Origin of the sequence: Bacillus sp. FSL E2-8887, assembly GCF_038007205.1 — a bacterium.
Classification (GTDB): Bacteria; Bacillota; Bacilli; order Bacillales; family Bacillaceae_G; genus Bacillus_A; species Bacillus_A mycoides.
This window is the reverse complement of the sequence record NZ_JBBOWS010000001.1, coordinates 371642-391261: the sequence shown is the minus strand read 5'-3', so window position 1 is coordinate 391261 and position 19620 is coordinate 371642. Positions and strand designations below refer to the sequence as shown.

13 protein-coding genes are annotated in these 19620 nt (G+C 34.9%); 7 read left to right on the top strand and 6 right to left on the bottom strand.

The window, feature by feature from the left end; all coding sequences use genetic code 11:
* The gene (locus NSQ08_RS01735; RefSeq protein ID WP_340770827.1) at nt 1-1833 is read right to left on the bottom strand and encodes a GAF domain-containing sensor histidine kinase; all 1833 of its coding nucleotides are present in this window, start codon (nt 1831-1833) and stop codon (nt 1-3) included.
* Between the two features lie 403 nt (nt 1834-2236).
* Here NSQ08_RS01735 and gerKA point away from each other — a divergent pair, with 403 nt between their 5' ends.
* From gerKA to NSQ08_RS01720, 3 genes are read left to right on the top strand one after another with little or no spacing between them, the layout of a single operon-like run.
* The gene (gerKA, locus tag NSQ08_RS01730; RefSeq protein WP_002029749.1) at nt 2237-3739 is read left to right on the top strand and encodes a spore germination protein GerKA; all 1503 of its coding nucleotides are present in this window, start codon (nt 2237-2239) and stop codon (nt 3737-3739) included.
* Nucleotides 3720-4826 carry a GerAB/ArcD/ProY family transporter gene (locus NSQ08_RS01725; RefSeq protein WP_012260304.1) on the top strand — a complete coding sequence of 369 codons (1107 nt, stop codon included), beginning with the start codon at nt 3720-3722 and terminating at the stop codon, nt 4824-4826. Before gerKA ends, NSQ08_RS01725 begins: the two co-directional genes overlap by 20 nt.
* Nucleotides 4807-5931 (top strand): Ger(x)C family spore germination protein, encoded by a 1125-nt coding sequence (locus tag NSQ08_RS01720; RefSeq protein ID WP_012260303.1) that lies wholly within the window; start codon nt 4807-4809, stop codon nt 5929-5931. Before NSQ08_RS01725 ends, NSQ08_RS01720 begins: the two co-directional genes overlap by 20 nt.
* A gap of 33 nt (nt 5932-5964) precedes the next feature.
* On the opposite strand, the gene treC is transcribed toward NSQ08_RS01720, so the two are convergent.
* The 3 genes from treC to treR all read right to left on the bottom strand — a co-directional run bounded on the left by treC (nt 5965) and on the right by treR (nt 10073).
* Nucleotides 5965-7626 carry an alpha,alpha-phosphotrehalase gene (treC, locus tag NSQ08_RS01715; protein ID WP_340770817.1) on the bottom strand — a complete coding sequence of 554 codons (1662 nt, stop codon included), beginning with the start codon at nt 7624-7626 and terminating at the stop codon, nt 5965-5967.
* 13 nt (nt 7627-7639) lie between these two features.
* Nucleotides 7640-9067 carry a PTS system trehalose-specific EIIBC component gene (gene treP, locus NSQ08_RS01710; RefSeq protein WP_002010521.1) on the bottom strand — a complete coding sequence of 476 codons (1428 nt, stop codon included), beginning with the start codon at nt 9065-9067 and terminating at the stop codon, nt 7640-7642.
* A gap of 295 nt (nt 9068-9362) precedes the next feature.
* Nucleotides 9363-10073, bottom strand: coding sequence for a trehalose operon repressor (gene treR, locus NSQ08_RS01705; protein ID WP_002029746.1), 711 nt, complete (start codon nt 10071-10073; stop codon nt 9363-9365).
* A 438-nt stretch (nt 10074-10511) separates the two neighbouring features.
* Here treR and NSQ08_RS01700 point away from each other — a divergent pair, with 438 nt between their 5' ends.
* Nucleotides 10512-11909, top strand: a complete 1398-nt coding sequence (locus NSQ08_RS01700; RefSeq protein ID WP_002010500.1) for an amino acid permease — start codon at nt 10512-10514, stop codon at nt 11907-11909.
* A 31-nt stretch (nt 11910-11940) separates the two neighbouring features.
* On the opposite strand, the gene NSQ08_RS01695 is transcribed toward NSQ08_RS01700, so the two are convergent.
* A complete protein-coding gene (locus NSQ08_RS01695; RefSeq protein ID WP_002010499.1) occupies nt 11941-13644 on the bottom strand; it encodes a putative bifunctional diguanylate cyclase/phosphodiesterase in 1704 nt (567 codons plus the stop codon).
* Nucleotides 13645-14469: 825 nt separating this feature from the next.
* A complete protein-coding gene (locus NSQ08_RS01690) occupies nt 14470-14778 on the bottom strand; it encodes a hypothetical protein (RefSeq protein WP_016101834.1) in 309 nt (102 codons plus the stop codon).
* 380 nt (nt 14779-15158) lie between these two features.
* Here NSQ08_RS01690 and NSQ08_RS01685 point away from each other — a divergent pair, with 380 nt between their 5' ends.
* From NSQ08_RS01685 to NSQ08_RS01675, 3 genes are all read left to right on the top strand, one after another.
* Complete coding sequence (locus NSQ08_RS01685; RefSeq protein WP_002010479.1) at nt 15159-16688, top strand: cardiolipin synthase; 1530 nt, start codon at nt 15159-15161, stop codon at nt 16686-16688.
* A 127-nt stretch (nt 16689-16815) separates the two neighbouring features.
* Nucleotides 16816-17709 (top strand): ATP-binding protein, encoded by an 894-nt coding sequence (locus NSQ08_RS01680; protein ID WP_000892986.1) that lies wholly within the window; start codon nt 16816-16818, stop codon nt 17707-17709.
* A gap of 3 nt (nt 17710-17712) precedes the next feature.
* Entirely contained in the window at nt 17713-19596 is a 1884-nt protein-coding gene (locus NSQ08_RS01675; RefSeq protein ID WP_002029726.1) for a vWA domain-containing protein, read from the top strand.
* The last annotated feature ends 24 nt before the right edge of the window (nt 19597-19620 follow it).

Genomic DNA, 19620 nt, shown 5'->3' with positions numbered 1-19620 from the left:
TTACGCACCCCTTGTTTGTGAATCTGGAATTAATAGTGTAATTTCTGTCCCTTTCCCTACAGAACTATCAATCTGTAAAGTAGCCCCTAATTGTTCAGCTTGTTCATTCATATGTAATATACCATAATGTGGCTCATTCTTCGTTTTAACCATAGACTCAAATAGTGAAAAGCCGACTCCATTATCCTTAACCCTTAAAAGCACGTGCTCACTTTGATAGCTAAGTAAAACATCAGTCTTTTCTGCTTGTGCATGTTTTACAATGTTTTGCAAACTCTCTTGTAATGTATCAAAAATAACTCTTTCTTTTGAAAAGCTGAGTGCACGTGCATGACCTCTTTCATGATATGTAATATCTAGTTCATATTCTTGTTTTAAAGATTTTATTTTACTTGCTATCGCCTGCTTAAGCCCTAATTGTTGTGTCGGATATGGTTTTAAAGCATAAATAGAATAACGAACTTCTCCTAGGCTTCTTCTTAAATCTTTTATACTTTTCTCTACTATTTGCTGCATATCTATTGGTTTATCACGGTATTTTTTCTGCGCGGATTCTAGTTGGTATATCACCCCGGCCAATGTTTGTGCAATACCATCGTGAATTTCGCGTGCGATTCTATTTCTTTCTTCTAAAATCATTCTTTTTTCCTGTTCAGAAATCAATATTCTTGTTTTAACTACGTTAGCTAATTGGTTAGAAAACGTAGCTAACGACTGTACATCTTCCGGAAAAAAACCCGCAGTTCTACTTTTCCCTGCAACAAACATTCCGACTAGTTCATCATTTACAATAAGAGGAAAATATACAAGCGAGCGTATGACGCTATCAAATATTTCATCTCCAGGAGCCGTACCAGTTTTCCAATCATGAAACACAAGATTTTTAGAGATTCCCTCAAACGCCTTGGATATTTCTGAATGATCAGAAATATCCAGACGAACTTTCCCATCTTTTAATAGAAGATTCCAGTTCCCATCATCTTTTGTCCATATTACATATGCTTGTATGCCAAAAAAGCCTTTAAGCGCTTGTTTAATATGTTTCAAGTTTCCTCCGGTTAGTCCACGACTAATTTCTGTCGTAATAAGAAACAGCTCATATAATCGTTCCTTCTCCATCCTTATCCGTACAGAAAAAGAACTAATAACTGAAATTGCTACAAGTGGAAAAAAGAAAAACAGTACTGTAATCTCGTTTATTTCCACACTATATGTACTAATTAATACATGCATCAGGGCCGCATAAGAGAAACCAAAAGTTTCGCAAAGAAATACCGTTACAGTTTTTGTATACCACTGATAGATTGAATATGGCTGCGGAAGAATTATCATTAACAAATCGTAAAAGCGGTTGTTGAAGAAGCCAAAAAACACGCAAAATAACAACAAAGATATTAAATTTTCATATAGAACTGACATATCTATCTTGTTAATTAATAAAGACATACATTTATTTGAAAACCATTTGGCCAAGATCAAACTAAGTGCATGCTGAGTACTATTAAATAACATTCTTTGTATCGGTGAACGACGATGCAGGTGAATAATTAGCGTTACGAGTACAATAGCAATAATAGTCATATGGATTCCAAACTGCCAACTCATAGCGTAAATTATCGGAAAGGTAAGCGAGCTAGTTCCTCTCCAAAATCGTACAGGAAAATACTCTGCAATCCCCATAAATATTAATAACAATATTAATATCGTTGGATAAGAAGGGATTTTAATATCAAGTAAAGATATGGTTATAGTAATCAAGCCAAGAAAAGAAATAAAATAAAGATAAGAACTAGCAATCTTTTCTCTCATAAAGATAGAATTTACATCCTTCAAAACAACCCCTTCTTTCTTTATAAAACTTCATTTTCTCTATTATCCAACAAAAAACCGGCACTGGCAAAATGGAAAAACCTCCACTAGCCAATCACCGGCTGTGTACTACACCTAAAAAGGCAAGACACAATATTAGTATAAATCGATTCTCATAAATTTCCTATTCATCAAACGATGTAATTATGCATACCGCTAGGCTTATCCTCTATAGTACAAAAGATATATATTAATATCGCTAATCTAATATACGCTTTCTTTCCATCCCCCTATATCCTATTTTCTTTAGTATAAAAGATGACGTAACGTAACTTTCAAGCTACTTTTTTAAAAAGAATATAAGCATAATTTTTTCATAAAAAGCAAAAATTAACAGTGATAATTCAATTCTAAAAGGGTGGGCCTTATGACAGAGCAAAGCAATAACCAACAAAAAAATAAAACGAAGCATATGTTTCCATCACTTTCGGAAAATGTTAATTACATTGAAAATAAGCTCTGCCATTCTGATGATATAAAAAAATTAGATGTTCCTTTTCAAAATGGAAAAGGAACAATCTTATATATCGAATCTTTAGCAGACCCAAATTTAATTCATCAATTAGCTCTTGAACCATTATTAACTCGATCTGATTTGTCTTTAGAAAAAGCTTTTTCTACATTGAATATGAAAAAAGAAACAAATTTAAATTATGGTGTGCAACTTTTATTACAAGGTAAATCTTTATATTTCCATGAGCATGTCGAGAGCTTTTGTATTTTTGAAACGGCTTTATCTTTAAAAAGAGATATAACAGAGCCTGATAATGAAGGGGTTGTACGTGGACCACATTCTGGTTTTGTTGAAGATTTAGTTACGAATTTAGCTTCCGTACGGAAACTAATTAAGAGTCCAAATTTAGTCGTTAAATATTTTATCCTTGGTGAAGAGATGCACACGAAAATAGCAATTGTTTATATGCAAAATATAGCTAATGACGATCTCGTTGCAGAAGTAAAAAGAAGATTAGAAATGATTAAGACAGACGCACTCATGCCACCAGGCTACATACAGGAATTTATAGAAGATACATCTTTCTCACCATTCCCGCAGCAATTAAATACAGAGCGCCCAGATAGAACCGCCGCTAATTTAATGGAGGGACGAGTCGCTATCTTATCTGATGGAGATCCAACAGCACTTATCGTTCCCGTCACATTATTTGCTTTTTATCAATCACCTGATGACTATAATAATCGCTGGATTGTCGGTTCTTTCGTGCGAATGATTCGCTTAGTAAGTTTTTTAATTGCCTTTCTCTTACCAGCTATATATATTGCAACCGTCGCTTTTCATCCTGATGTGTTGCCGCTCGAACTCGTTTATACAATTAAGGCTTCATTAGAGAAAGTACCGCTCCCTCCTATTTTTGAAGCTCTCTTAATGGAGTTGATTTTCGAATTATTACGAGAAGCCGGTATTCGTCTACCAAGCCGAGTTGGACAAACAATCGGTATTGTAGGTGGTTTAGTAATTGGTGATGCGATCGTAAAAGCCGGACTCGTTTCTTATACAATGATTATCGTTGTAGCTTTAACTGCAATCTCATCTTTTCTTGTTCCATCAAACGATATGAGTTCAGCAGTTCGGATTCTTCGTTTTCCATTAATGCTTCTTGCTGCCATATTCGGATATGTAGGAATATCATTCGGTCTAATTATAACTTTCGTTCATTTATGTCAGCTACATTCATTTCATACACCATATCTTTCTCCTGTTGCCCCGATGCGGATAAAAGATATGAAAGATTCTTTTGTAAGGCTACCAATTTGGTCATTTTGGGAACGGCCACATGATCCAAAACCGAAAAAAATGCAGCGCCAACATGTAACGAGAGAGGATGAGAACGGTGACAAACACGCAAAGTAAAATTTCACTTGCTCAATTTACCTTTTTCGTTATTCAATGCCAAATTGGAGTTGGTATCCTTTCTCTCCCAAACCGTCTTCACCCAATAGCGAAAGGTGGTGGGTGGATTTCCGCTCTCATCGCTGGGCTTGCGATTCAACTTATTATTTTACTTATGTGGCTTTTCTTAAAACGATTTCCTGATGCTGATATGTATGAAAGTGTTTGTATGCTATTTGGTAATAAGTTTGGAAAACTGTTAGGTTTTGCTTATGTTTTTTATTTTACCCTTATCGGTATGACCGTTATGTTAAATGCTTGTAATGTCATTAAAGTATGGATTTTGCAAGCAACTCCTTGGTACGCAATTCTCTTACTATTTACAATAACTTGTTGCTATATAGCCTATAACACATTTAAAGTTATTGTACGATTTTATGTCATGGCTTCTATTCTCATTTTTCCAATGGCCCTTTTAATTGCACTAGGACTCACGCGAGCTGATTTTTCTTATATTTTTCCACTTACAGAAGCCGGATGGTGGAATATTATTCAAGGATCAAAAGAAACAATTACAGCCATGTATGGTTTTGAAATTATTCTTATTGCTTTCCCAAAAGTAAATGGGAGTCCTGTGGCAAAACTAAAGGCAATTTCTATCGCTAACGGATTTGTAACTCTTTTTTATACTTTTACTGTTTGGATTTGCTTTATCGTATTTAGTCCGAAACAAGTTGAACTTATTCCAGAGCCAGTTGCTTACTTACTACGCTCCTTGCATATCGGGATTATAGACCGGACTGATTTACTATTCATACCAATATGGATGATAACAGTTGTGGCTTCTATTGCTAGTTATTATTGTGCTGCTTCAATCGGAATTGGACATATATTCAATCTTGCTAATCATAAAAAAGCTGTTCCAATCGTTGGTATTATTGCTTTTAGTGTAGCCTTATTTATAGATACACCCGAAGAATTAAAAGTAATTGCAACTTTCACTGATAAGTTCACCTATATTTTCATCGTTGTCCTCCCTCTTTTATTTCTACTTTATTCAGTAATAAGAAATAAGAAAGGAGAACAGTATGTTCAAAAAAAAAGTTAAATTACTTTTTATATTATGTACTAGTTCATTCCTTTCTGGCTGTTGGGATCAAGAACCATTAAGAGAAGCCAGATTAGCTTATAGTATTGGATATGATATTACGGAAGAGAATAAACTTCAGCAAACGATTGAACTCGTAAAAAGTTCAAGTGGAGAACAATCTTCATTTGAAAATGAAATACATTCGGCAACCGGACATAACATAAGGGACACAAGCGATGCACTGAAAAAAAATGTAACTGGTAATATTCGATATTTTAAATATGGTGTTCAATTATTAGGAACAAAAATTCAAAAAAAGGGTATACTTCCCTATTTAGATGTCAGCTTTCGAGACCCAACAAATCCAACTGCTTTAGTAAAACTTATTTCAGTAGAGGGTGACACATCCGAGATACTCGAAAAAAAGAAAATAGGGAATTTACTGATTGGAGATTTCCTAAAGAAAAAAGTGAAAAGCTTAGAAGATATGAGTGTATTTCCAAAAGAAACTCTAGAAACAGCTGCTACAAAAATGTTAGATCCGGGTAAAGATTTCACCCTCCCTTCTATAAAAATAAAAGGAAAAGAAGTTATTACAAACGGGTTAGCTTTATTTGATAAAGATAAATTAACTGGACATTTACCCTTGAAACAAGCTGTTTTATTCGTGTTATTAACCGAAAAAATGGGAACAAGTGCCCGTATAACTCAAAAACTTACTAGTGATGAATCAGAGACGACATCTGACTATTTAACAATGGAAGTAAGCAATCGGAAATTAAAACGAGACTTAAAAATAACAACAGATAAAAAAGGGCATGTTTATGCTCACATTAAGCTCCAACTAAAAGTGATAGTACTTGAGGCTCCAAGAGATAATATTTACAAAATGGAAGAAAGGAAAAAATTAAATGAAAAATTATCTAAACAACTCACAAAAGAAGCAAAACAAATAACGAAAAAGCTACAAAAAGCAAATTGTGATGCTTTCGGTATTGGTAGAAATCTTATCGCTTATCATCCAGAGTTATGGAAGAAAAAAAATTGGAATAAAGATTATGCAAAAGTGAAATTTAAGCCCGAAGTAGAAGTAAGTATTTTATATAGTGGTGTCTTAAAATAAAAAGATTGTATGCCACTCAGGCATACAATCTTTTTATTTCGTATATCGATATACAATTGACTCATACGGTCTTAAGCTAAGACTTGTAATATCCCTACCTGAATCTTTATAATTTGATAATAATACTTCTTGCCTCATTCCCTCTAATTGGACATGAACTGGTGCAGAATACACTATTTCTTCACCATAGAAGTTATTTATAACAAGTAATACTTCATTATTTACAGTACGTGTATACGCCCAAATGCTAGGATGATTTCCATCTAAAATAGCATATTTCCCTTCTGTAAGGACATCGTATTTTTTTCTAAGTTCAATTAGCTTTTTATAATGATAAAATACAGATTCTCTATCTTCTAATGCCTTCTCTACGTTTATTTCTTTAAAATTTTCAGCCACAGAAATCCAAGGTGTACTTGTTGTAAAACCACTGTTCACCTCTTCATTCCACTGCATCGGAGTACGGGAATTGTCACGAGATTTTTGTTTTAAAATCCCGATAATCTCTTTTTTTGATAATCCTTCTTCTAGCTTTATATCATATATATTTAACGATTCTACATCACGATATTGCTCGATGGACTCGAATTTAGGATTCGTCATACCGATTTCTTCACCTTGGTAAATGTAAGGCGTTCCTTGCAACATATGCATAGCTGTCGCTAACATTTTCGCAGATTCATTTCGGTACTTCTCATCATCACCAAACCGTGAAACGATACGAGGCTGGTCATGATTACACCAGAATAACGCATTCCATCCTCCGCCCTTTTGCATTTCAATTTGCCAATTAGACATAATTTCTTTTAATTTAATGAAATCAAAATCAGCTTTCGTCCACTTATCACCATTCGGATAATCTACTTTTAAATGATGGAAACTAAACGTCATGCTTAGTTCATTGCGCTCAGGATTCGAATATTTAATACAATTATCAATTGTCGTAGATGACATTTCTCCAACTGTAATTACATCTTTCCCTTCAAAAACATTTTGGCTCATCTCTTGTAAATATTCATGGACGCGTGGACCATCTGTGTAATATTTACGCCCATCACTTGTAGCAGTGGTGCCTTCATCACTTAAAAATCTTTGATCTTTTGAAATTAAGTTAATAACATCAAGGCGGAATCCTTTTACACCTTTCTCCAACCAAAAGCGCATCATATCGTACACTTCTTCACGAAGCTTTTCATTTTCCCAGTTTAAATCAGCTTGCGTCTCATCAAATAGATGTAAAAAATATTGCCCTGTTTTCTCATCATATTTCCAAGCAGATCCTCCAAATTTAGACTGCCAATTATTCTTTTCATCAAGCCAAATATAATAATTTCGATACGGACTATTCTTATCTTCTTTTGCTTCTTTAAACCACTTATGCTCCGTTGAACTATGATTTACAACGATATCAAGCATGATTTCAATGTCACGTACTTTCGCTTCTTTTAAAAGCTCTTCAAACTCTTCCATCGTCCCGTAAGATGGATCAATGCTGTAATAATCACTTACATCGTATCCATTGTCATTTTGTGGTGATCGGTATATCGGTGTTAACCAAATATAATCCACTCCAAGTTCCTTTAAATAATCTAATTTCTCTGTAACTCCCTTTATATCACCGGTTTCTTTATTATAGTAACTATTAAAGCTCTTCGGATAAATTTGATAGACTACACTTTTATGCCAATCTTTCATGCTTAATTTCCTCCTACTTCTGTTTTACTCGTTTCGCAAATAACCATGTTAATGTAAATGGAATTACTACTGCGATTATCATCCCTACAATAAACATCGGAATCGATTTCGGAATGATAGAAATAAATGCTGGCAATCCGCCAATTCCGATTGCTGGTGCTAATACACCATTTAATGTAATAAATATCGCTGCTATAGCAGACCCAATAATCGCTGCATAGAACGGGAATTTATTTCTTAAATTCACACCGAACATCGCTGGCTCTGTAATACCGAAGTACGCTGAGATTGCTGATGTTGATGCCATACTTTTATCATTTTGATTTTTAGAAATCCAGAACATCGCTAGTGCCGCACTACCTTGTGCAATGTTAGAAAGAGCAATCATCGGCCAAATAAATGTACCGCCGTGCTGTGCAATTAGCTGTAAATCAATTGCAATAAACATATGATGCATTCCTGTAATTACGAGCGGTGCATATAATGCTCCAAATAATACTGCTCCAAGTACTGGTACCGTTTCATATACGCCAACTAATCCAGCCGTTAATAAATCGCCAATATGACGTGTAACTGGACCGATAATTCCTAACGCTAACACACCCGTTACAACGATTGTTGTAATTGGTACAACTAATAATTGAATTGCGTTTGGCACATGTTTCTTTAAGAAGATTTCAACTTTACTTAATACGAATGCTGCTACTAAAATGGGTAAAATTTGACCTTGATACCCTACCTTTTCAATTTGGAATAGCCCTAAAATATCGAAGTACTCAATCTTTTGTCCCTCTAAACCAGTCGCTGCTTTTCCATAATCCCACGCGTTTAATAAGGCCGGATGCACAAGCATTAATCCCATAACAATCCCTAGTATTGGACTACCACCAAAGCGCTTCGTTGCTGACCAACCAACAAGTGCCGGTAAGAATACGAATGCTGTATTGGCCATCATATTAATTAAATCCCAAAGCCCACCTAAGTTCGGATATACTTCTAATAAATTTTTCCCATCAAAAAATAAGTCCTTTGCCCCTAACAGGTTATTAATCCCCATTAGTAAACCTGCCGTAATAATTGCTGGCAAAATCGGCATAAATACATCTGAAAATACTTTTACAAACTTTTGAACTGGATTTAATTTTTTATCCCCTGAACCTTTTACGTCAGCTACCGTCGATTCTTCCATACCTGCAAGCGTTATCAATTCAGCGTATACTCGATCGACATCACCTGGACCAATTACAATTTGAAATACCCCAGCGTTATGAAACGCTCCCTTTACTAATGAAACAGACTGTAATTTATCATTATCTATTTTATTTTCATCTTTTAAAGCGATACGTAGCCTCGTTACACAGTGCGCAGCTTGTTCAATATTGTCTTTCCCACCAATATACTGCAACACTTCTTTTGCTGTTTTACGATAGTCTTTCCCCATATTCCCGTCCCTCTTTTCTTTTTTTGATACCGTTTACACTTACATATTAACTCGTATATATAAGTTAGTCAACACTCGTATATATAAGTTGGTGATTTTTTTATAAAGTGAAACTTTAATCAGTGGGGGTTTTGTTCATCCCCCACTGATTATTAGCCTTCACCAATCGGGCATTTACAGGCAGTTGATCTCCCACCTAACTTCTTTGCTCCAGCTGAATTTTGAGGTGGGAGTTTTACTGCCCACAAATAGCGGGATAAATAAAGAGATGGAACGATTATTTCGCTCCATCTCTTTATTTTCTTCGCGCCACATCCGAAAAGTGAAAAATATCTAAACGGTGACGTGATTCCGTATATTCGAACTGACTCCCATCGTATAAATGAGTAAAGTTTTTTACAACGACAACATAGTCTGTTCCATTTAAATCCAAATACTTTCGGTCATCCTCTGTACATGGTTGCACTTCAATTACCCGCTGTGAATAGCTAATATGTAGCCCTAATTCTTTCTCAATGTATTTATAAATCGATGCAGTTGCAATTTCTCTCGTTAATCCTGGAATATATTCCGATACAAAATGGTTTATATCTAAAATTACTTTTTCTCCATCAATATTTCGTACACGTTTAATATGATTTATTTCCGTTTTTTCTTTCACGTTTAATAGCTTTGCTATATCTTGTGTCGCTTTCATTTTCTCTATTTCCACGACTTCTGTAATACAATGACGTCCTAAACGTTCATTTTCTTCTTGAAAACTTACAATACCACCAAAGTTAAATTCAATGTTTTTGCGCTTTAATACAAAAACACCTTTTCCGTGTATTTTTTGAACATATCCACGCTCTTGCAATAAATCTACAGCTTTTCTTACAGTACCCCTACTTGCCTCATACTGCTTCATTAATTCCGTTTCTGATGGGATTTTACATCCTTCTTTTAATTGTTTATTATCAATAGACTTGCTGATTTCTGTATAAATTTGTTCATACTTACTCATCATCTACAATAGCCCCTTGTCACCTTCTAGTTCTATATATATTATACCACGCTATACTCTTCTGCCAATCTCTCACTTATTTTCCAGTACAAGAAAACTATAGGTAAATATTTAGTCTCTAAAACGTATTTTTATAAATTTTTCTTTTCATTCAAAAAAACATGTAGTATACTAACTTCAAAATCAGAGGAGAAAGGGAGCAAGGAACTATGCTTACTTATACAACTGTAGTTACATTTGCACAAAAACATCATCATCATACTTAACCCTTGAAACCTAGCGGAAAAATTACGCGTAGGTACAAGGGTTATTCCCGTTGTACCTACGCTTTGGCAAAGAGCCATGTAGGTATTTTTTATCTACATGGCTCTTTTTTTATTGCCAAAAATGCTAGTAAAAAATGATGTTTAAGCAAAACTTACTACAAAGGAGTTAACAAAAATGGAAACGAAAAAATGGGGATTATGGATTTTAACAGCTTTTGTTATCGGGAATATGGTTGGCGGTGGCGTATTTATGCTCCCAGCAAATTTAGCACACGTATCAGGTCCAATGGGATCTACACTGGCATGGAGTATTACAGGACTTGGTGTATTTATGATTGCACTCGTATTTGGAAATTTAGCAATTCGTAAACCAGAATTAAAAGCAGGACCACAAAGTTACGCCCAAGCAATGTTTACTTCTCAAAAGACAGGTAAAGTTGCAGGATATAGTATGGCTTGGGGATACTGGGCTGCTAACTGGGCTGCTACAGCATCTGTAATTATTTCCTTTGCAGGATATTTATCAACATTCTTCCCAGTTTTACAAAGTAAGCAAATTCTCTTTTCAACAAACGGATTTTCATTAGAACTTGGAAAAGCTTTAACCTTCATAGTATGTAGTATGATGCTATGGGGAATTCAATATATTCTTTCTCAAAATATTGATAGAGCCGGAAATATGAACCTTCTGGCAACAATCGCTAAAATCATCGGATTTACAATGTTTATTGTAATCACATTATTCATTTTCAATGCCTCTAATTTCGGGGACGGTCAAACATTTATGAATGAAGCTGGACAACCTATTTCGTTGGGTGGACAAATAAATTCCGCTGCTATTGCAACACTTTGGGCGTTTATCGGTATTGAGTCAGCAGTTATGCTCTCTAACCGTGCAAAATCTCAGCACGATGTTAAGAAAGCTACGATTTTCGGATTAATCATCGCTCTTCTTATTTACATGGCAATTACTCTACTAACAATGGGCGCTCTTCCACAAGACGCTTTAAAAGAGTCTCAAAAACCATTAGTAGATGCATTAAATTTAGCAATTGGTACTAAAGGTGCTTATATAATGGCCTTACTTGCACTCGTATCTTTATTCGGCTCTACTGTAGGATGGATCGTTGTTAGCTCAGAAGTACCTTACCAGGCTGCTAAAAATGGCCTTTTCCCTAAGTTTTTCAGTAAAACAAATAAAAAAGGTAGTCCTTCAAAATCATTATTTATTACAAATGTGATGACGCAAATTTTCTTATTCTCAACGATTTCTGGTACTGTTTCAGAAGCATATAATTTCGCTATTGTTGTAGCGACATTAGCATATTTAATCCCGTACCTTGTTTCTACCTTGTATCAGTTAAAATTAGTTATTACGGGGGAAACGTATGATATAATGCCGGGATCTCGAATAAAAGATGGAATCATTACTGCATTAGCATTTTTATATTCTATATGGGTTATTAAAACGGGAACTGCTGATTTAAAAACATTCTTCTTAGGCATTGGTTTGTTTGTATTAGGTCTTATTCTTTATCCAGTTTTAATGAAAGATTCACAAAAAAAACAATAAAAAAGAGAAGCTTTTCGCTTCTCTTTTTTTATTAAAAATCAGTTAATAACTTTTCTTTTAGTTCCCCTATATCTAACGGTTTCGCATAATAAAAACCTTGTACAAAGTCGCAACTCATTGATTTTAATAAACTTTCTTGTTCTACCGTTTCTACCCCTTCAGCAACCACTAATAAATTTAAACTATGGGCGATTTCAATAACCGATTTTACAATCGTTCGCTCTGGTTGTGCATGATCATAATGAAACTCACGAATAAAATTACGATCAATTTTCACAATATCAAGTGGTAGTTGTTTTAAATAATATAATGAGGAATACCCTGTTCCGAAATCGTCTAAAGCGATTAAAATTCCCATACTTCTTAATTCTTGTAATGTAGCAATAATATAATCAAAATGACGTACAGCTATACTTTCTGTTATTTCTAATATTAAACGATTTGGCGGAAACCCTGTTCGCTTCAATATACTACGAACAGATAAAATAAATCGCTTTTGCATCAATTGTTGTATTGATAAATTAACAGATAACTTCAGTCCCTCTTGATAATCTGGTAAAGTTTTAAACAGTCGACATGACTTTTCTAGTACCCAGTCTCCTAGTTTTATAATAAGTCCACACTCTTCAGCTACAGGGATAAATTCACTTGGTGAAATAGGACCTTCTTCTGTCTTACATCGTACTAAAGCCTCAATACCAGTACATTTCTTTGTTTTCAAATCAATAATGGGTTGTAATGCCACTTTTAATTCTTCGTCACGAATCGCTTTTTGCAAAGCAAATTCTATTTTCATTCTACGGTTTATTTTCGCACGTAATTCATCTGTAAAGAAGCACGCCGCATTTCTTCCTTGCTCTTTCGCACTATACATGGCTAAATCCGAATTTTTTAATAACGTTTCAACGTCTTTTCCATCTTGCGGATAGGAACAAAGTCCTAGACTAGCTGAAATATATACTTCATGACCTTCAAGCATAAATGGCGCTTGAAAGCATGATAACACGGATGTCGCTAACTGCCTCATCTCATCATGTGTATGAGTTTTTGTTAACAGCACAAATTCGTCGCCACCAAGCCTAGCCAGAACATCTTTCTCTCCTAGCACATAATGCAACCGTGAAGCAACTTCGCTTAAAAGTAAATCTCCTATCATATGACCTAACGTATCATTCACTAATTTAAAACGATCTAAATCAAAGTAAATCATGCCAAACTCTATTTTCTCTGCAATCATCTTATTTACAGTCGTAATTAACTGTAAACGGTTCGGTAAACTTGTTAACGCATCATGATAAGCAAGTTCCCTATAACGACTTTCGCTTAATCGTAATCTTTGTTCTGCTTCTTTCCTACTACTTATATCATTTCGAATTGCAATAAATTGATAAGGTTCTCCCTTTTCATTTAAAAATGGAACAATTGTTGTTTTAACCCAATAATACGTACCATCTTTTGCTTGATTTCGAATTTCCCCTGTCCAGACTTTTCCACTCAAAATACGCTTCCATAGGATTTGAAAAAATGCTTTCGGATGATATCCGGAATTTAAAATACGGTGATCTTTTCCTATTAACTCTTCTCTTTTATATTTTGAGATTTTACAAAATTTATCATTCACATATGTAATAAGACCATTTCGGTCTGTAATAGCAACAATTGAAGACTCATCTAATGCTAATTTTAAATCTTGCAATGAAGAGTCATATAATGCATGACCTCTTTGTTCTAGCATGCGCACCTCTCCTTGCTTCCTATCTGACTAAAACACAACTCGTTTCTCTTCATAGAAATAGAGATATTTCATTTTCTAACAATACGCTTTTACATAAAATGAAACTTTAATCAGTGGGGGGGGATTGTCCATCCCCCACTGATTATTAGCCTTCACCAATCGGGCTTTTATCTCCCACCTAACTTCCTCACATTCACCGAATTTTGAGGTGGGAGTCTTACTGCCCGTTAATGCGGGATAAATCACAATTTTTTTCTAAATAGGCCGATTAAAATAACATAATATTATTTATAAAAAAAAGCAATATGGTGCTGTTTTAATTATAGTAGAAGCTTCTCATCTCTCTACTTATCTAAGCTTATTATACAGTATTCTCTTACATTCTTTGAATTTGTAAAGTGACAATTTCATCACTATTAGCCTCTGCTCCCTACTAATACGACCTCACACCTAACCTCTTTTATTTCATTAAATGTTAAGATGTAAATCTAACTGCCGATACATAATGAAATAGAGATTAATATACAAAATGCAACGATTCACGAATAATAATATAAAGTGAAACTTTAATCAGTGGGGGGTTTGTTCATCCCAACTGATCACCAATCGGGCTTTTACGGGTAGCAGGGCTTCCACCTAACTTCTTTGTTCCAGCTGAATTTTGAGGTGGGGGTTTTACTGCCCACAAATAGCGGGATAAAGCCAAAATTTGCATTTAACATATTGAATTATAATAACAAAATATTAACATATTTTCACCTTGTTTTTGGAAATATTTTATAAATAAATTATTAAACTAAAAAAGAGGATATCCTCTTTTTTAGTTTAATACTGATATGGTATTTGCTGATAACCCGGGTATGGCATTGGATATGGTGCTGGGTATGTTACTGGGTACGGTGCTGGATAGTAGCCTCCACCTGCCGCACCCGTTAATGCGCCAGCTGTAAGCCCACCTAACATGCCTCCAGCAAAACTTCCTGGGAAAAATCCTCCGCCCCACGAGCCGCCACCCCAGCCCCATCCACCACCGTGATGATGATGATCATAATGATTGTGTCCTCCATGGTGATTATGCCCTCCCCCACCATGATGATTACGATAATATCCTCCGTGATTTAGCATATAGTTCATTTTTCTTCCTCTCCTTTTCAATTTCCCTACTTTAATATGTGTTGTATGAATAGTAAGGATACTGTTAATAATCCGTATAGTATGGATAGCAATATCCGCCATAACCAAACGCAGGACTAAGTAAAGCCCCTTCTAGGAAAGAATCCTCCTCCTAAAAATGGAGAATGTACAAATCCACCAAATGGAAGATCGTACATTTTATTCATCCCCTTTTCTATATAAAAATGTAATAATATACTGTATGTAGGACAAATGCGGAAAGCATGGGGAAAATGTCTATATTTTGTAAAAAAAACAAAACACTTTATAATAAGAATGTCAGATTACACCTTTTATATAAGAAGTCTATATTTAAGAAAGATTTGAGGAATTTTATAGAAATGAAGAAACCTATCGTTCAATTATTATTAATATTTACAATCGTATCTATCGTTCTTTTTCTATTAAATACATCGGTTATTTCGTTATATACGTTTGTTGGTGCTCTATGGTCCATCACAATCGTAGGAATTTCATTCGTTATTTTTATCGAAAATAGATCACCCCAAAGTACCTTAGCGTGGTTTTTAGTATTAGCACTTCTTCCTGTTGTAGGTGTACTTTTATACTCTATTTTCGGGCGTAGCCGTTGGAGAAGAAAAAAACATCTTCATCGTTCAGAAGAACAAAGAAAGTTATTCCGCGAAATATTAGAAGGAAGACGACTAGAATTATCACTCACAGTCCCATTACATGAACGTTCTATACATTTAACAGAAGTCGTACAAAAATTCGGAGGCGGGCCTGCCGCAGATAGAACGACAACAAAACTTTTAACAAACGGTGATCAAACCTTTTCAGAAATTTTGAACGCAATCGAGAATGCAAAACATCACATACATATTCAATACTATATTTATAAATCTGATGAGATTGGTACAAAAGTACGAGATGCTTTAATACAAAAAGCAAAAGATGGTGTTATTGTACGCTTCCTTTATGATGGACTCGGAAGTAATACGTTAAGACGACGATTTTTACAACCTATGAAAAAAGCTGGAATTGAAATTGTCGAATTTGACCCTATTTTTTCAGCTTGGTTACTCGAGACCGTTAATTATCGTAATCACCGTAAAATCGTCATTGTAGATGGAGAAATTGGTTTTACCGGAGGGCTCAACGTCGGTGATGAATATCTTGGTCGCTCAAAAAAATTCCCTGTTTGGCGTGATAGTCATTTAAAAATAGAAGGAAAAGCATTGTATAAATTACAAGCCATCTTTCTAGAAGATTGGCTTTATGCGTCTAGTGGATTGAATACTTATTCTTGGGATCAATTTATGAATAGACACTACTTCCCAGGAAAAGAAATTCCGGATGCAGAAGGTGCGGTGCAAATTGTAGCAAGTGGACCAAGCTCAGATGATAAAAGTATTCGTAATACATTACTAGCTGTTATGGGCTCAGCCAAAAAATCTATTTGGATCGCTACACCATACTTTATTCCGGATCAAGAAACTTTAACATTATTACGCTTAAGTGCAATATCTGGCATAGATGTACGCATTTTATATCCTGGTAAGAGTGATAGTATTATTAGCGATCAAGCATCTCAATCCTATTTCACTCCACTTTTAAAAGCTGGTGCTTCTATTTACAGTTATAAAGATGGATTTATGCACGCAAAGATTGTACTCGTTGACGATAAAATTGCAACAATCGGAACAGCAAATATGGATGTACGTAGCTTTGAATTGAATTATGAAATTATTAGCGTACTATATGAATCAGAAACCGTTCATGATATTAAACGCGATTTTGAAGAAGACTTTAAACACTCCACTGAAATTAAATGGAACTCGTTCCAAAAAAGAAGTATCAAAAAACGAATATTAGAGTCCTTTATGCGACTCATTTCTCCTTTACTATAAGCAATCAATGTGATATTGATTGCTTTTTCTTTTATATTTCCCCCTTCTCCTTTTCTTTGCATACCATATTAAAACAAGTTATCATAAGATGTATTACTTTATGAAAATAATGTTAGGTGGGAAATACATGTTAGAACAATTTCATATACATTCTGATTTAAAACAGCAGCTTTCTACAATTCATGAAAAGAATAAACAAGAAGCTGGTGAAAATGCACATTTAATTGGCAAGAAAATATATAAAGCATCTGATAACAGCATTATTGAAGATGCCATTACAGCACTTTTACTTGGTAAAAACATTCTATTAAAAGGACCAACTGGTAGTGGTAAAACAGTACTAGCGGAAACTCTTTCTTCTTTATTCCAAAAACCAATGCATAGCATTAACTGTTCTGTCGACTTAGATGTAGAAGGTATTTTAGGATACAACACATTACAAACGAAAGACGGCGCATCTGAAGTTACGTTCGTTAACGGTCCTCTTATGAAGGCAATGAAAAACGGTCATTTCCTTTATATCGATGAAATCAATATGGCAAAACCTGAAACGTTACCACTTCTTCATGGTGCGTTAGATTACCGTAAAATGATTACAAACCCATTTACACAAGAAGTTGTATACGGTGATGACGAATATCGCGTAATTGCTGCGATTAACGAAGGTTATGTTGGGACAAGTGAACTAAACGAAGCGTTAAAAAACCGTTTCGTTATTATTGAAGTTCCTTACATTCAAGGTGATACATTAAAAGAACTATTACTATCTGAATCAAAATTAAATGATGTTGCAACAATTGAAAAGTTCGTTGCATTCGCAAGCGATCTTATGCCTTTAGCTCGTGATGGGCGCGTAAGTGAAGAAGCAGCTAGTATTCGTGGCATTATCGATGCATGTGATTTAGGTGTATATATTCCTGTTATGCGTGCAATTGAACGTAGTATTATCGCAAAATTAAACGATGAAACAGAACAAATGACTGTCCGTGAATTAGCAGAAAGTTATTTCTTTGAGGGATAATTCATGAGACAAATTTTTAGTGACAAAAAAATTGATGCGTCGCTGTTTCTACAAATGGAAAACTTAATGTATGCTCTTCTAAAAGAAGACGATGCCTATCTTGAGTATGGCTATAAAGCATACTACGACGAAATTGAAAAAAAGGTTGTCATTAGTCACTTTTGGGATGATCGAAAAGAAGAGGATACAGTAATCGGATTAAAAAGCGAAGTGTTCTTAAAGGCACTTGGTAATAAACATTACTCGGACATGACTTTAATTCGTTCTTATGCGATTGAGTTACAAGAATCGCCTCTAAAAAAGTTTTTAACACAATTATTTGTTCTATTAGAAGATTTACGTGTTGAGGAAATCGTCAAAAATTTACGTCCTGGCACAAAACATATTTTTAAACGCCGAAAAGAAATGTATCGCAATTACTTTGGCTCACAAAATGAAATAAATCGTGTTCGTAACTATCACGGTGATCGTCTATTTTGTCTATGCTATCTTTCATTAACGAGTGATAAATATGAAATGTTTAATAATGAATATTTCGAGCAAATTGAATCAATTTTGCATGAAACATTCCAAGCTCGTAATACGGAAGATATTATGTATATTGTTGAGAAAATTCGCTATCGTTTAGAAGGACTTCTTGAAAGTGATATGCTTAATAATTATTTCGGACATGCACCGCTTTATTTATCTGTGATTGCAGATGAGAAAGACAGTCGCGCTGAAAAATTAGCAAATGATGATACGCAGCTCCTAGATGACGATGATAACAAAAACAAAATGGATGAAAGCTTCTCGACATGGCACCGTGAAAATAAAAACAATGAAAACGAGAACTTTTTACGCTTTGATTTAGAAAGCGGAACAAAAACAAATATGATGGGTGATACTGCTCGTGAATCAGAAGATGGTGACCAAGCACTTGGTTCTGTACAAGGTACTTCCCAAAAAAGTACACAATCTAACTTTGATGGTGCTGATACAGAGGAAGCAAGAGCGTCTCATGCTTCTAGCCAAAACGACGGTGCATACGGCAAGTATAATGTGGGAGCTTCTCATACATTTAAAGAAGCTCGCAAATCGAATCCTGATGAGAAAAAAGATTACCAAGCTATCAAATCAGTCGTTAATAAAGATGTAAAAGAATTAAAGAAAATTATCGAAAAAACAATTGAAAACAAAACGAATGCAAACAGTGATAAATATTACGGAAGGCTTCGTAAGAAATTCCTTCGTATTTATACTGAAAAGCAGCCGCGTATGTTTTATAAAAAAGGACAAGAATCACAAGAGCTCGACGTTGCATTCCAACTATTAGTGGATTGCTCTGGTTCTATGTATAACAAAATGGAAGAAACGAAGAAGAGTGTGGTCCTATTCCATGAAGCTTTAAAATCTTTAAAAATTCCGCACGCTATTAGTGGATTTTGGGAAGATGCTTCTAGTGCTAAACCTGAAGATAAACCGAACGTTATCCATGAAGTTGTTACGTATAAAAACTCAACGTTACCAAACGTCGGTCCAGAAATTATGCAACTTCGCGAAGAAGAAGATAACCGCGACGGGTATATTATTCGTATCGTTTCCGAAAAGCTTGCGAAAAGACCAGAAAAACATAAATTCTTACTTGTCTTTACAGACGGTGAACCTTCTGCACTAGACTATCAACAAGACGGAATTTTAGATACGCACGAAGCAGTCAAACTTGCTCGTAAAAGTGGTATGGAAGTAATCGGAATCTTTATCGAAGAAGGCGAAGCGAAAGAAGCGACTTATCAACTAATGAAAAACATTTATAACCATCACTTCTTAGTTGCAAATCATGCTGAAGATTTACGCCTGAAGATTAAACCATTGTTGAAGAAACTATTACTGAAGACGATTGAATAGAAAAACAGGAGCCCCGAGGCTCCT

Excerpts from the sequence above, each read along its gene's own strand:
- gerKA (WP_002029749.1), top strand. The coding sequence starts at position 2,237 with ATGACAGAGCAAAGCAATAACCAACAAAAAAATAAAACGAAGCATATG.
- NSQ08_RS01720 (WP_012260303.1), top strand. The coding sequence starts at position 4,807 with ATGTTCAAAAAAAAAGTTAAATTACTTTTTATATTATGTACTAGTTCA.
- treC (WP_340770817.1), bottom strand. The coding sequence starts at position 7,626 with ATGAAAGATTGGCATAAAAGTGTAGTCTATCAAATTTATCCGAAGAGC.
- treP (WP_002010521.1), bottom strand. The coding sequence starts at position 9,067 with ATGGGGAAAGACTATCGTAAAACAGCAAAAGAAGTGTTGCAGTATATT.
- treR (WP_002029746.1), bottom strand. The coding sequence starts at position 10,073 with ATGATGAGTAAGTATGAACAAATTTATACAGAAATCAGCAAGTCTATT.
- NSQ08_RS01700 (WP_002010500.1), top strand. The coding sequence starts at position 10,512 with ATGGAAACGAAAAAATGGGGATTATGGATTTTAACAGCTTTTGTTATC.
- NSQ08_RS01695 (WP_002010499.1), bottom strand. The coding sequence starts at position 13,644 with ATGCTAGAACAAAGAGGTCATGCATTATATGACTCTTCATTGCAAGAT.
- NSQ08_RS01690 (WP_016101834.1), bottom strand. The coding sequence starts at position 14,778 with ATGAACTATATGCTAAATCACGGAGGATATTATCGTAATCATCATGGT.
- NSQ08_RS01685 (WP_002010479.1), top strand. The coding sequence starts at position 15,159 with ATGAAGAAACCTATCGTTCAATTATTATTAATATTTACAATCGTATCT.
- NSQ08_RS01680 (WP_000892986.1), top strand. The coding sequence starts at position 16,816 with ATGTTAGAACAATTTCATATACATTCTGATTTAAAACAGCAGCTTTCT.
- NSQ08_RS01675 (WP_002029726.1), top strand. The coding sequence starts at position 17,713 with ATGAGACAAATTTTTAGTGACAAAAAAATTGATGCGTCGCTGTTTCTA.